The 12351-nt window shown below is 52.7% G+C and carries 15 protein-coding genes and 1 tRNA gene; 9 read left to right on the top strand and 7 right to left on the bottom strand.

The window, feature by feature from the left end:
* Positions 1 to 168: 168 nt before the first annotated feature.
* On the bottom strand, positions 169 to 507 hold the full coding sequence (locus CIC07_RS15155; RefSeq protein WP_076354973.1) for a L,D-transpeptidase: 339 nt from the start codon (positions 505 to 507) through the stop codon (positions 169 to 171).
* A 249-nt stretch (positions 508 to 756) separates the two neighbouring features.
* On the opposite strand from CIC07_RS15155, the gene CIC07_RS15150 reads away from it, so the two are divergent.
* The 4 genes from CIC07_RS15150 (at position 757) to pstA (ending at position 4977) form a co-directional block, all read left to right on the top strand.
* Positions 757 to 2127: a TolB-like translocation protein gene (locus tag CIC07_RS15150; protein WP_076354975.1), complete on the top strand. Its 1371-nt coding sequence runs from the start codon at positions 757 to 759 to the stop codon at positions 2125 to 2127.
* 62 nt (positions 2128 to 2189) lie between these two features.
* A complete protein-coding gene (locus tag CIC07_RS15145; RefSeq protein WP_076354977.1) occupies positions 2190 to 3050 on the top strand; it encodes a phosphate ABC transporter substrate-binding protein in 861 nt (286 codons plus the stop codon).
* 99 nt (positions 3051 to 3149) lie between these two features.
* Positions 3150 to 4082: a phosphate ABC transporter permease subunit PstC gene (gene pstC, locus CIC07_RS15140; protein ID WP_076354979.1), complete on the top strand. Its 933-nt coding sequence runs from the start codon at positions 3150 to 3152 to the stop codon at positions 4080 to 4082.
* Positions 4083 to 4089: 7 nt separating this feature from the next.
* Complete coding sequence (pstA, locus tag CIC07_RS15135) at positions 4090 to 4977, top strand: phosphate ABC transporter permease PstA (protein WP_442953340.1); 888 nt, start codon at positions 4090 to 4092, stop codon at positions 4975 to 4977.
* Positions 4978 to 5034: 57 nt separating this feature from the next.
* On the opposite strand, the gene CIC07_RS15130 is transcribed toward pstA, so the two are convergent.
* The 3 genes from CIC07_RS15130 to CIC07_RS15120 all read right to left on the bottom strand — a co-directional run bounded on the left by CIC07_RS15130 (position 5035) and on the right by CIC07_RS15120 (position 6232).
* Positions 5035 to 5268 carry a hypothetical protein gene (locus CIC07_RS15130; RefSeq protein WP_076354981.1) on the bottom strand — a complete coding sequence of 78 codons (234 nt, stop codon included), beginning with the start codon at positions 5266 to 5268 and terminating at the stop codon, positions 5035 to 5037.
* A 120-nt stretch (positions 5269 to 5388) separates the two neighbouring features.
* Positions 5389 to 5532, bottom strand: a complete 144-nt coding sequence (locus CIC07_RS15125; RefSeq protein WP_083687916.1) for an aspartyl-phosphate phosphatase Spo0E family protein — start codon at positions 5530 to 5532, stop codon at positions 5389 to 5391.
* A gap of 136 nt (positions 5533 to 5668) precedes the next feature.
* Positions 5669 to 6232 carry a VanZ family protein gene (locus CIC07_RS15120; protein ID WP_083687917.1) on the bottom strand — a complete coding sequence of 188 codons (564 nt, stop codon included), beginning with the start codon at positions 6230 to 6232 and terminating at the stop codon, positions 5669 to 5671.
* 88 nt (positions 6233 to 6320) lie between these two features.
* On the opposite strand from CIC07_RS15120, the gene CIC07_RS15115 reads away from it, so the two are divergent.
* Positions 6321 to 6393: transfer RNA gene (locus CIC07_RS15115), tRNA-Val, on the top strand.
* On the opposite strand, the gene CIC07_RS25870 is transcribed toward CIC07_RS15115, so the two are convergent.
* Positions 6391 to 6543, bottom strand: coding sequence for a hypothetical protein (locus CIC07_RS25870; protein WP_481855865.1), 153 nt, complete (start codon positions 6541 to 6543; stop codon positions 6391 to 6393). The genes CIC07_RS15115 and CIC07_RS25870 overlap by 3 nt on opposite strands.
* A 354-nt stretch (positions 6544 to 6897) precedes the next feature.
* On the opposite strand from CIC07_RS25870, the gene CIC07_RS15110 reads away from it, so the two are divergent.
* A complete protein-coding gene (locus tag CIC07_RS15110) occupies positions 6898 to 7404 on the top strand; it encodes a DUF3231 family protein (protein WP_076354985.1) in 507 nt (168 codons plus the stop codon).
* Positions 7405 to 7602: 198 nt separating this feature from the next.
* Here the strand turns inward: CIC07_RS15110 and paiA are convergent, their stop codons facing one another.
* Complete coding sequence (gene paiA, locus CIC07_RS15105; protein ID WP_076354987.1) at positions 7603 to 8136, bottom strand: spermidine/spermine N(1)-acetyltransferase; 534 nt, start codon at positions 8134 to 8136, stop codon at positions 7603 to 7605.
* Between the two features lie 17 nt (positions 8137 to 8153).
* The gene (locus tag CIC07_RS15100) at positions 8154 to 8606 is read right to left on the bottom strand and encodes a MarR family winged helix-turn-helix transcriptional regulator (RefSeq protein WP_076354989.1); all 453 of its coding nucleotides are present in this window, start codon (positions 8604 to 8606) and stop codon (positions 8154 to 8156) included.
* A gap of 231 nt (positions 8607 to 8837) precedes the next feature.
* On the opposite strand from CIC07_RS15100, the gene CIC07_RS15095 reads away from it, so the two are divergent.
* From CIC07_RS15095 to CIC07_RS15085, 3 genes are read left to right on the top strand one after another with little or no spacing between them, the layout of a single operon-like run.
* Positions 8838 to 10184 (top strand): spore germination protein, encoded by a 1347-nt coding sequence (locus tag CIC07_RS15095; protein ID WP_076354991.1) that lies wholly within the window; start codon positions 8838 to 8840, stop codon positions 10182 to 10184.
* Complete coding sequence (locus tag CIC07_RS15090; RefSeq protein WP_076354993.1) at positions 10177 to 11247, top strand: GerAB/ArcD/ProY family transporter; 1071 nt, start codon at positions 10177 to 10179, stop codon at positions 11245 to 11247. Before CIC07_RS15095 ends, CIC07_RS15090 begins: the two co-directional genes overlap by 8 nt.
* Complete coding sequence (locus CIC07_RS15085) at positions 11244 to 12326, top strand: Ger(x)C family spore germination protein (RefSeq protein ID WP_076354995.1); 1083 nt, start codon at positions 11244 to 11246, stop codon at positions 12324 to 12326. Before CIC07_RS15090 ends, CIC07_RS15085 begins: the two co-directional genes overlap by 4 nt.
* The last annotated feature ends 25 nt before the right edge of the window (positions 12327 to 12351 follow it).

The raw sequence follows: 12351 nt of genomic DNA, 5'->3' as shown, positions 1-12351 counted from the left end.
GCTGTGTTCATGGACGGGGCCTCTATCTTTTACGGAATCTGCATTCGCCGGTTGAGCCGGCGAAGTCGGTCTGCGGTGCTTTCTCAATTCCATCGCCTCCATAAGGGAAGTATTCCCACACTCACCCATACAGACGCAGAATTCGGAATGGATGTTGCGATCCTCCGCTCAGGAACGGATCGTCACGCGCGTCCCGACAGGCGCCATCGCGGACAGGGCGAGCACATCCTCATTGTGCATCCGGATGCAGCCGTGGGACACGGCTTTACCGATGGAGGAGGGATCGTTCGTGCCGTGGATGCCGTAGTGCGGCCGGGACAGCCCCATCCAGAGCACCCCGAACGGACCGCCGGGGTTTTCCTGCTTGTTGATGATCCGGTATTCCCCCTCGGGAGTGGAGGTGAGCACCTTGCCGACGGCGATGGGGTATTGGCGGACGACGGTATCCCCGTCGAGCAGATACAAGGCCCGGTCGGACAGGTCCACGATGATGCGGTAGCTGGCCATGACATTCACTCCTTTAGAACCAGTATATTCGGCTCCGGCAAGTCTCTGTACGGAGTTTTCTTTACAATAGATCCACATTGCCAAAATATTCCCTAAACAATCCCTTGTTAGGATGAGGTTGTACAGGACATTAGTCATACATACGGCTTCAACAGCCAGAGGTGTGGCAGGCCCGAACAACAAGCCGACTGGGCCGTCGGTCATACATTACAGGCGACAATCGTCGCGAAGAAGGGTGAGCATCGAACTATGTCCACGGGATCCAAGTTAGCCGCAGTCGTACTTACCGCTGTGCTCGGCACAGCATCCGCAGGAGCCGTTCAAGCAGCCGCATCGCAACCAAGCACGGGAAAGCTTCAATGGACCGTCAACGGCCAATCCTCCGAACTCCGCACGCTCGTTCTGAACGGCCAGCAGCTCGTATCGGTATCGGACGCAGCCAAGGCGCTCGGCGCCGAAGTGGAGATCATGCCGGAGGGTGCGGGAATCCGCATTACGCTGGGCGAGCATTCCGTTCTGGTCAAAGCCGGCTCCAAGCCTCTGAATGAAGACGGAACGGCTTTCGGTCAAGTGGTGCAGTCGTGGAAGCAAGCGAACTACGTCGACGGAGCCTCGTATGTGCAAGCTCTCGGCGGAAGCTATTCGCTGCTCGACGGCAGCGGCATCAGCATCCAGACGCTGCAGCTGCTTGAAGGCGCGGAAACGGCTCAATGGGCCGGCGACGGCCGCCTGATCGTCTCTGTATCGGACGAAAGCGGACGCACCGACTACCTGGTCGATGCTACCACGGGCGCATACAGCCAGCTGCTGAGCTCGAGCGGCGCTTCGGATCTCGTCGTCTCCCCGGACGGCGGACACGTCGCCTTCTCCGAAACGGACGGCACGCTCCACACCGTCGACCTGAATACCCTCCGCATGGCCAAGATCGGTACGGACACTTCGATCAAGAGCAATCTGCAATGGTCTGCTGACGGCAAGTCGATCTACTTCCTGCAAGGCGACAAGACGAATGTCATCGCGGCAGCCGACGTGGCGACGGGAGCCATCAGCAAAGTGCTGGACGACAAGGTCGAGTACAAGGGCGATCTGTCCGTAACGGCTGGCGGCCTGTCCTACTCCGTCGTCAAGGCCGGCACGGTGACGGCCGACGCAGCCAAAGCGGTCGAGCTCGATGACGTGGCTATCGACGATTCCCAGACGAACCCGCAGCTGTTCGATCTCGACCTCGGCAAAACCGACGCAAAGCCTGTTCAAGTGACCAAATCCGACGACGGCAAGCTGTTCATCCAGCGTTCCGCAGCCGGCAAAGTCTACTACGTGCAAGCTGGAGACGAAGGCTCGAATTCCAAGCTGGCTTCCGCCACGGCAGCGGGACAAGCTGTTGCGTTCGACAAGGAAGACGTGCAGGAAGCCGTGCAGGCCGGTTCCTATGTCGGCATCCTGACAGACCGTTCCGTCTATGTGCTGAACGAAGAGTCGGGCAGCGTGAGCAAGCTCGCCGACGCTCCGGAAGGCGCGAGCAACCTTACTCTCTCCAAAGACGGCAGCAAGGCGGCTCTTATCGCGGACGGCAAGCTGCAAGTGCTGAGCGGCGGCAAATGGATTTCCCTGACGAAATAATTCTTTCGGTCTGAAACGGCCTTATTCGGAACATTCCCCAATACGAGAGGAGATTTTACACAATGAAATGGTACGGAAAACTTACGACTCTTACACTCGCGGCAACACTTCTGCTGGGTGCGGTAGGCGGCGGCGCGGCTACGGCCGCAGCCTCCAAGCTGAGCGGCAAAATCGTCGTGAACGGATCCTCCGCCCTGCTTCCGCTGACGCTTCAGGCGTCCAATGAATTCAAGAAGCTGAATCCGAAGGTGCGCATCTCCGCATCGGCTGCCGGCTCCGTAACGGGTCCTCAAGCCGTGCGCAAAGGCATCGCCGACATCGGCGCCTGCGACTGGGACGCTTCCACGGACGTGCCGGGCTTCAGCAAATTCGACGGCCAGGTAGCGAACAAGGTAGCGGTCATTCCTTTCGCAGCGATCGCCAATAAAAGCGCAGGCGTAAGCGGCCTGACGACCAAGCAGCTGCAGGACATCTTCTCCGGCAAAGTGAAGAACTGGAAAGACGTAGGCGGCAAGGATGCCGACATCGTCGTCGTCAACCGCGCCTTCGGTTCCGGCACGCGCGTCAACTTCCAGATGAAAGCTCTGCAAGGCACGGACTTCATCACCAAAGGCGACAACTACAAGGAAGTCAAATCGAGCGGCGACATGAAAACCGCCATCGAAACGACTCCCAACTCCATCGGATACATCGACCTTGTGTATGTGACGGACAAAATGACGGCTCTGAAAATCGACAACGTCGCTCCTACGACCGACAACGTCATCAACGGAAGCTACAAAGTATGGAGCTACGGCTACTTCATGACCAAAGGCCAGCCTACAGGCGCCACGAAAGCATTCATCGAGTACATCCAAAGCGCGAAGTTCCAGAACGGCTCGCTGAAAAAGCTTAAATTCATTCCGCTTACGGCAATGAAATAAGATTCATCCTCTCTTCGATTCTTTGAACAAAGTCCGGAGCCGAGCTGAAGCTCGGCTTTTGGGCATCCATTATACGGCCAGAAAGGACCGGCCCTTCCTATGAGCAAATCCATTTCCGCACCCGCCCGGCAGCAATCCGGCGGAGTGCCTGCAGGCATCGGACGCAGGCTGCGCCTGCGACTTGCCCATCGCTCCTTCCGCATTCTGTGCGCGGCAGCGGCTGTACTCGTGAGCGGCGTCCTGCTGACGATGCTCTTCTTCATGTTCCGCACTGGCGTGCTTACCTTCCAAAGCGTCTCCTTGCGGGAGTTTTTCCTGTCCGCCGAGTGGGAGCCTGAGAACGACAAGTACGGAGCGCTCGTCTTTATCGCGGGCACCTTCATGGTCACCGCCCTTACGCTGGCGATTGCGGTGCCGATATCGATACTGGCGGCATTGTTCCTTGCCGAGCTCGCTCCGTCCAGACTGGCCCGGGTAATCCGTCCGATCCTGGATCTGCTTGTCGGCATACCGTCGGTCGTCTACGGATACATGGGGCTTACGCTGCTCATTCCGGCGCTGCGCACCGTGACGGGCAGCAATCTCGGGGATGGGGTGCTGGCGGCGTCGCTGGTGCTGGCCATCATGATCCTGCCGACCATAACCCGCATCAGCGACGATGCGATCCGCACCGTTCCCCGCAAATATATCCAGGGCTCGTACGCACTGGGAGCGACCCGCTTCCAGACCGTGACCGGCGTCATCCTGCCGGCGGCGAGCCGCGGCATCGTCCAGGCGTGCATTCTCGGCATGGCTCGCGCCATCGGCGAGACGATGGCCGTCGTCATGGTCATCGGCAACACGCCGCAGCTGGCCGACAGCCTGCTGAAGCCGACATCGGTGCTGACGAGCAACATCGTCATGCAGATGCCGAACGTGCCCTTCGATTCGACCTGGAACAACGCCCTCTACATGATGGGCTTCCTGCTGCTGGCGATCTCGCTGCTGATGATCGCGGTCGTGCGCCTGCTTCAGAAGAAAGGGGAGAATTAGGATGAGCATGGCCGCAACTGGAATGTCGGACCGCAGGCAGGTCAGGCGCAAGCGCAGATCGGACCGGATGTTCACCGCTCTCGTGTGGGCGGTCGGCATCGGCTGCACGCTGTTTACGCTTGCTCTGATCGGGATGATCCTGGAAAAGGGCATGCCCGGTCTCAGCTGGAACTTCATCTTCGGGCTGCCGAGCGAGATCGATGCCGGAGGCGGAATCGGACCGGCACTGTTCAACTCCTTCTATATTCTGATCCTGTCGCTCGCCATCTCCATCCCGCTCGGGCTGGCGGCTGGCATCTATCTGGCCGAGTTCGCTCCGGACAACAAGCTGATCGGATTCGTGCGGATCTGCGTGGAGGGGCTTGCCTCCGTGCCTTCGCTCATTTTCGGGCTGTTCGGCATCGCTCTGTTCGTCGAGGGCATGGAAATCGGCCTGACCATCCTTGGCGGAGCGATCAGCCTGGCGCTGCTCAATCTGCCGCTCCTGACGAGGGTGACGGAAGAGGCGATGCGCTCCGTTCCGCCGGAATACAAGCAGGGCTCGCTCGCACTCGGGGCGACGCATACCCAGACGATCTTCAAGGTATGCCTTCCGGTCGCTCTGAACGGCATCATGACCGGCATTTGCCTGACGGCCGGCAGGGCATTCGGCGAAAGCGCCGTGATCGTCCTCGTGGCGGGCGTATCGACCTCCGGCATCATGTGGGATTTCGATCCATTGTCTCCCGGAGCGACACTTGCGGTGCATCTGTGGTATGTGCAGTCGGAGGCTATCGTTCCGGATGCGGCCGAGATCGCAAGCAAGTCTGCCGCCGTCCTGCTCATCGTGGTGCTGCTCATCAACATGGCGCTGAGAATTCCGCTGTGGCTGGTCGACAGGAAAAAACAGGCTTGAGTGTAAATGACAATAACCGCCTCCTGTTGGGGGCGGTTATTTGTGCCGGCGGGGAGCTCAACCGGTTTCGGATGCCTCCGAGGAAGCGGGCCGCACCTGCTGGCAGCTTTCGAACTGGCATTCGTCCCGGAAATAATAGTTTCCCCTTATCTTGACGGTATGCTCGTTGAACAGCTGCAGAGGAGCGCCGGGCTCCAAAAGTCTGCCGCTGCGGTATACGGCGACGGAAGCTTTGGCCGCTAGGGCCGCTTCAAAATGGGCTAGAGTGGTGAGCATACGAAAAAGCAGCATGGGCAGCTCCTAGGTAAGGATCTTTTATGATACAAATCGTATCACAAAAAGACTCTGGTTAGAAGAGCTCTTTGCCTGCTGCTGATAAAAGTACACCTATATGACGATAACGGGGACGATTTACCCGGCTTTGTAATAGGAAACGATCAATTCATCCAGGCGTTGGCTAAGCTCCAGATTGTATCCGGATTTTCCCATGGCCGATTTGTTCAGAATTTCTCTCAATATTTCGATATTTCTCATAATTTCATGTTTATTCGACATTGTTCATTCTCCTATTCCTTATAAGATCGATAAGATGTCGAACGCACAGACAAGGTTTATGAGCAAACTTGTACATATCGCATATTCAATATTAACCGATCTAAATGCTTTGAAACAGAATGTTGATTGAATAAAACTATTGCTTTTTTGTTGGTGCAGAGATCGGTTGCAGACGGAAAAGAGCGTGGGAGACGAGGCCGGCTGTCAGGGCTCCAAAGGAATCAATGAGCACATCGTAAAGGCGGCCGTCTCGGTTCAGATAAAGCTGCAGGATTTCAGTCGCCAGGGCGAACAAGATGGAAATCAGCAGCGAGGCGGGCCGATTGCGCAGCCAGTTGAAGACCAGCAGATCAAGAATGGCAAAGCCGATGAAATGGCCCAGCTTGACGATGACCCAGACATGATGAATGCGGGTGACGTCAGTCCAGTTGAAAAATTCGGCGAAATCCGGCTCGGGATTGAAAACAAAGACGAGCTGCTTGTGCAGGAGCAGGTTGTTGAGGTTTTCGGTGCCGGTAAAGACCAGCAGCACGAGAGCCCAAACAAGGACAGCGGCCGCCCTTGTGCGTTTCGGAATCATATCGAGCAAGCCTCCCATGAAACAATTTCCATATTGTAAATGCTGACGACAGGGAAGGGGCTTTGGTTTCGGTCGACCGAGGATGTAAACGCTCCCTAAAAGAAAAATAAAAAAATCCATAAAAAGTGTTGACTCGGTTCTGGGGTTTTGATATATTAATAACTGTCCTCGAGACGAGGCATAAAAACAAAAGAAAAATACTTAACATGATCTGTTAGCTCAGCTGGGAGAGCACCATCTTGACAGGGTGGGGGTCAGTGGTTCGAGCCCACTACAGATCATACTGAAAAACCCTTGCGGAGCAAGGGTTTTTTGCTTTTTTCACAGGCAAATCCAAGAAGCAGACATATGGATCCGAAGAGAATGCATGCCACGCCGTCTGCTTTGGAGAGAGCTGGATAGATGTCGCTTGGCTCCGAATCCCCATCCACTTTCCATCCCTCCCTGCATCACCCTGATCACCTCCTTTGTAAATAGTTACGCATTAAATGGGAGAATATTTCCATTCCATGGTTGAAGAGCAGTGAAGAGCTGTGCCGAACCGATCGGAGATCTCCAGGGTGAGAATGCGAACGAATGGGGCGAATGCTTCGTGAAGGGATTCGAATAGAAACTTCCTGAGTATTGCCCGGAAGAATAATATTCCAGACGGCCTGCTGCTGATGCAGATCCGATCCGGAAATGACGGCTCAAAGGCTAGGATGACAGCGATGCATACAGGCTTTATCCAGAGGGTACCATATCAACCGTCGATATCAGTTCATGTTAAAAAGGAGCATGCAAAAATGTCTATTTTAGGCGGTAACCCGAAAGATGAGCCTCTGCACTACGGCGAGATATTCGCCATATGGACCTACTCTGTAGGCGCGAAAGGAATGGTCTCGGCATATCAAGCCTTCCTTTCGCATGCTGGAGACAAAGATCTGAAGAAACTACTTGAAAACCTTATTGAACAGGCAAAGAAGGAAGCCAAAGAAGTGGATGCTTTGTTGACAGCAAACGGCATCGCGCCGGCACCTGCACTTCCTGAGCGCCCTCCAGTCAACCTCGAGGATATCCCAGTGGGGGCCAGATTCAGCGATCCAGAGATTGCAGCAGCCTTGTCGATGGATATTGCCGCAGGCTTAGTCAGCTGCAGCCAGGGAATGGGGATGTCCATCCGTGAGGACGTCGGTGCATTGTTTTTGAAATACCACACGGTCAAAGCAGCCGATGGCGTGAAAATCCTGGAAATGAATAAAGAAAAAGGCTGGTTGATTCCACCGCCTCTACAAGTCAAACGGCCCGAATAGTCAGACGGAATTAGAACCGCATCTTAGGCGTCACTGGAACAAGTAAAGGCCGCAGCCGATGCTGCGGCCTTTACTGTTTCCGTTCCGTTCATTCTCAACGAATCCGGAATGCTTCTCGACGAAAAGCGATGTCCACTCCTGGCCTTCTTCTTTTAGAGATGGCCGTAGCCATTACTTCATGTATTGCGTGAGAGGGGCTTAAAGATCGGCTTCCAAGCCGTCAAGCCGCTTTGTCATGATCAAGTCCGTCTGCTCTTCATCGCCCATAAAAAAGGAATGGCTTCCGGTTTGGATGAAACCCATTTTGGCATAGAATCTCAAGGCTTGTTCATTTTTCTCCCACACGCCAAGCCATATTTTTTTCTTATCCGCTTTTTTGGCGATCTCGATGGATTTGTTGAAGAGATGCATGCCTAGACCTTGCTTCTGAAAGGTTCTTTTAATATAGATTCTCTCAATTTCAAGGGAGTCGCTGCCCATCATTTCGGATTGAGCCTCGTCCATGTTGACCTTTAGATAACCGGCAACATCGTTATGGACATAAATGAAGTGGAATTCGGAATGTTCGTTAGATAATTCTTGCAGCAGTTGATGCCGATCGAATGCCTTCTCCAAATACGTGTTCATATTTTCAGCCGTATTGTTGTCTGCAAAAGTTTCTGTAAAGGTTTCGATGCCGATTTCTTGAAGCCGGAGCACATCCCCGCTTCCACATTTTTTTGTGTCGATCATCCTTGCAGCTCTCCTTTTTAATAGGGTCTTGTTCCGCCTTTTTTTACGAGATCCCAATCGGCTTCAATGTTTTTTCTGACTGCCTGCAGAAGGCCGAAAAGGACTTCGGATTCATGCCCGGAAAGCCCTTTGAGCGCCGTTTGGTTGGAGTAGTCATGCTCGCGAATGATCACGGGGTAAAGTCGGATTCCTTTGTCGGTAGGAAACAGTCTTTTGATTTTCTTATTGGAGGGATCATCGGTTTTTTGGATGAACCCATTGTCTTCGAGCTTTTTTATTGCCCGTGCGGCAGTGGTGCGGTCCACCATGATCATTCCAGCCAGCTTTTCTTGGATGATGCCGGGATTTTCGCAAATCCTCACCAGGTAGAGGTATTGGCCTTTGGTCAGGTCATTTTTTTTGAATTCGATATTGCTGATCGAGTCCAAAGCCCTGGCTATCATTCCGATCTCACGCAGAATTTCCTTGATGCTATCGCCTCCAGTAAGCCAAAACGGTTGGGGAATAACTAAAGGGTAACGATTTTATGTTGCAATTGCAACATAAAATAAATGTGATAGGATGAATTCTCCAATGATTACGGTCATGTCCTCTTTCCTTCCGTCACCTTGAGGCGCGGCCGGCGCACAGGGAAAGCCGGCGCCGACGTTGCATAAAGAGGTTGGGGAACCGGCATAATACCTCGAAAGAGGTGGTAAATTTTGCAGTATGTTGATCCGGAGATTGTGCATCGCTTGGAGAGCGGGCTGCAGGAGCGATTTCATCAAAGATCGGACTTTCTATGCAAGCAAATCGTCGTTGCAGGAGAGAAATTCAAGGCCTATTATCTGCGTACTCTAGTTAACCTCCCGATGACGCTGTCGATTCTCAATCAAATCGGCATCGACAGAAACCATGACTTGAAATGGGATGCGCTCCATTCGATGGAAGCCGATGCTGCCGTATCGCTGGATGCCTTGTACGATCTTGTGCTGCAAGGAAAGCTCATCCTTCTTGGCGGAGAGGGATTTGTCGCCATCATTGAACCTGAACATGCGGAGCTTTCCAGGCCGGTCATGATTCCCAACAGCGAAAATCCCCTGCAGTCGGCATTTGATGCCTTTACAGAGGATCTGGATATAAATATCGGACTGATTCGAAAAAAAATGATTTCGGACCAGTTGGTGATCGAAACCCGATTCGTCGGCAACCAATCGATAAAAAAGCTCGCCATGGTTTACCTGAAGGGAACAGCGCGTCCGGAAGTGATTGAAGCGGTTGAAAAAAAGCTGGATGAAAATGCCCGGCAGGAGCTTACCACGGTACGGGACTTGACCCGAATTTTGGGGCATCCTAAATTCACTCTTTTTCCAACCTATATTTCGTCCGAATTGCCCGAAGAGACGGTGCAAAATCTGCTTCATGGAAAAGTGGTCATATTGATGGACCAGTTTTCCTTTGCTTTCGCTTTTCCCGCGATCGTCTCCGATTTGTGGTCGACTACCCTGGATGTCCATTACCCGCTTCTGTTTCAACTGTTTCTCCGTGCCATTCGCGGAGCATCCTTGCTGTTGTCTCTCACGCTTCCAGGCCTGTATGTCGTTCTCAACTCCGTCAATCCCGAGCTCCTCCGCATCCAGCTGGCCATCACGGTGGCCAAGAGCAGGGAAGGCGTGCCGTATCCATCGCTGATTGAAGCGCTGATGGTTTTATTGCTGCTGGAAATGATCATAGAGGCCACGATTCGGCTGCCCAAAAACATTGGTCCGACGATTACGATGATCGGCGGCATCCTGCTGGGACAGGCAATCGTACAGGCCAAGCTGGTCAGCAACCTGCTCATTATTATATTGGTTGCCTCTGCGATATCCAATTTTGCATTGACGAGCTACATGAATGCGGTCGGGGTGAGGCTGTACAAGTATGTCGTTCTGATTGTCAGCGCCTTTTTCGGCATTTGGGGTCTGGAGGCCGCAGTGATTTGGCTGACGCTATACTTGGCATCGTTGACGACCTGTTCCGTACCTTACTTGAGCTTCAGTCTGAAGGGAAAGATTGCTGATGAATAAGTTCCAGTCGATCATCCTTTTTTTTCTTCTGCATATGGCTTCTATATTCGCCATTTTCCCCGAACGAATGATGGCTGCCGCCCCCAAAGCGCAATGGATGCCGGTTGCAATCCTTTTTTTGGCTGAGCTGCTGGCCGTTTGGCTTTATTTAAGAGCCATGTCGAAATTTCCGGGCAAATCGATTCCGGAGCTTTGCCGTGATGCCGTTGGAAAATGGGGAGCCGGACTCATGCTGTTCCCCTTGCTGGTTTTTTTGTTTCTTGAAATCATCCTTCTAACGTATTACCTATCGATAGAGATAAGAACGGTGCTGCTCCCGAAAACGCCGATCTCCGCTACGTCGGCTGTTTTTGTCGCCATCTGCATGTACGGGGCCTGGAAGGGGCTTTCCGTGATGATTCGGGCAAGTATGGGATGGTTAGTTTTGTTCGTGCCATTCATCCTTTTTTCCATGCTGATCAGCATAGGCAATTTCAATTTCGATTATATCTTTCCGATTTGGGATGCGAAATTCTCCTTTATCGGGAATCCGGATTTTTATGTGGGGACAATCATGTTCGCAGGCTTTTTGTTTTTGGGGATGACTCCGTCCCATTTGAGAATCGGTTTTGGCACAGCCTCTGCGTTGATCGGGTTTATCTTCCTGTTCGCTCTAACCTCTGTCTATATCCCCTTGCTCATTTTCGGCCGTGAAACAGCGGTCCATTTCCAATATCCCATGCTGATGGCTTCCGACACCGTCGATTTGGAGTGGGTCGTCTTTGACTGGCTGCCGAGTTTTTATGTCGTGTCTTCCAGCGGGCTGGGCTTGATAAAGGTGTCTGTTTTGCTTTGGATGCTCCTGACCATCCTGAAACAGCTTTACTTGCCTAGAATAAAGAGCCATTGGCTGCTGATCCTTTTCGGTATCGTTCTGTACCTTGCCTGCCAGTGGATACCCAATGCAAAAACTCTCGACAAATATTTGTATATCAACTCGTACCTATGCCTGTACTCAACCGTCGGTTTTCCCATCCTGGTCTATCTGTCGACATTGCGGCGCAGAAGGGAGGCTCATGCATGAACAGCCTGAGGATGAAGCTGGTCGTTCTCGTTCTTGGCATGACGGTCCTGCTGGAAGGGTGCTGGGATACGAAAGACATCAATAAGGAGTATCTTCCTGTCGTTATGGGAATCGGAAAGGGAAGCAAAGAGAAATACAAGATTGTTCTGGAAATCCCGAATGCGTCGGGCAAAGTTCAGTTTTTGGAGAAAGAAGCCATTTCCATCAGCAAAGCGATCGACCTGATCCGGACGGATGCCGAAAAAAGCATCAATCTGGTGCATTTGAGGCTGATGCTCTTCGACCTCTCCATTGCGCATGAAGGGATCCGCGATATCATCGACTATGCGGTACGAGCAAACGATATCTCCATTAAAGGCATGATGGCCATCGTGGATGGAGATTTCGACAAAACGCTTTATCATGTTATTTCGCCGACACCTGAAATTTCAACCTATGACTTCTTTAACAAAGAAGCAGGGTGGACGCCCAACCAATCGCTTGTCAGGATATGGGAGGCTTATCGCAGCCAGAATTCCTACTCGGAAGATATGGCCGTGCCGATGCTCCAGAATGGCGACCGCACCCTGTATGTTTTTAAAGGAACGGCCGTCATGCGCGAGGACCGCATGGTCGGGAAGCTGAATCGGGAAGAGACCTTTTTGTACAATTTATTCAAAGGCAACTATACGGGCGGGACGATTGAGGTTGCGAAAAATACAAGCGTCCTCATCAAAAAATCGACCCTGAAACATCATCGCCGGTGGTCTGAAAAAGGGCCGTCTTTATGGACGGATATGACCCTGGACGTCGTCATTGCCGAAAGCCCCAGCGGAAAAAGCAATACGGAAATCGAAAATGAGGTCCGGGAGCAATTGAATCGGAATTTTGAAAGGACGGTGGAAAAAATAAAAGGCTATCGGTCGGATGTTCTGGGCATCGGGGTCATTTTCCGTCCGCAGCTGTCTCAAGAGCAGATCAAGAAGTGGAAATCAGAATGGTTTCCTAGGCTGGAGCAGAAAATCGATGTGCATGTGAACATCATCAATGACATCTTTATCAAAGATGAAGCCCGCCCTGAGACATTGATTCGAAGTTGACCGAGTGCGAGGGCGCTTGAAAAAG

This window comes from Paenibacillus sp. RUD330, assembly GCF_002243345.2.
Classification (GTDB): Bacteria; Bacillota; Bacilli; order Paenibacillales; family Paenibacillaceae; genus Paenibacillus_O.
The sequence above is the reverse complement of the archived record's forward strand: the minus strand, read 5'-3'. Positions and strand labels throughout refer to the sequence as shown.

What these genes read in the sequence shown, in the direction of transcription:
- CIC07_RS15155 (WP_076354973.1), bottom strand. Translation starts at nt 507, where the DNA reads ATGGCCAGCTACCGCATCATCGTGGACCTGTCCGACCGGGCCTTGTAT.
- CIC07_RS15150 (WP_076354975.1), top strand. Translation starts at nt 757, where the DNA reads ATGTCCACGGGATCCAAGTTAGCCGCAGTCGTACTTACCGCTGTGCTC.
- CIC07_RS15145 (WP_076354977.1), top strand. Translation starts at nt 2,190, where the DNA reads ATGAAATGGTACGGAAAACTTACGACTCTTACACTCGCGGCAACACTT.
- pstC (WP_076354979.1), top strand. Translation starts at nt 3,150, where the DNA reads ATGAGCAAATCCATTTCCGCACCCGCCCGGCAGCAATCCGGCGGAGTG.
- pstA (WP_442953340.1), top strand. Translation starts at nt 4,090, where the DNA reads ATGGCCGCAACTGGAATGTCGGACCGCAGGCAGGTCAGGCGCAAGCGC.
- CIC07_RS15130 (WP_076354981.1), bottom strand. Translation starts at nt 5,268, where the DNA reads ATGCTGCTTTTTCGTATGCTCACCACTCTAGCCCATTTTGAAGCGGCC.
- CIC07_RS15125 (WP_083687916.1), bottom strand. Translation starts at nt 5,532, where the DNA reads ATGTCGAATAAACATGAAATTATGAGAAATATCGAAATATTGAGAGAA.
- CIC07_RS15120 (WP_083687917.1), bottom strand. Translation starts at nt 6,232, where the DNA reads ATGGATTTTTTTATTTTTCTTTTAGGGAGCGTTTACATCCTCGGTCGA.
- CIC07_RS15110 (WP_076354985.1), top strand. Translation starts at nt 6,898, where the DNA reads ATGTCTATTTTAGGCGGTAACCCGAAAGATGAGCCTCTGCACTACGGC.
- paiA (WP_076354987.1), bottom strand. Translation starts at nt 8,136, where the DNA reads ATGATCGACACAAAAAAATGTGGAAGCGGGGATGTGCTCCGGCTTCAA.
- CIC07_RS15090 (WP_076354993.1), top strand. Translation starts at nt 10,177, where the DNA reads ATGAATAAGTTCCAGTCGATCATCCTTTTTTTTCTTCTGCATATGGCT.
- CIC07_RS15085 (WP_076354995.1), top strand. Translation starts at nt 11,244, where the DNA reads ATGAACAGCCTGAGGATGAAGCTGGTCGTTCTCGTTCTTGGCATGACG.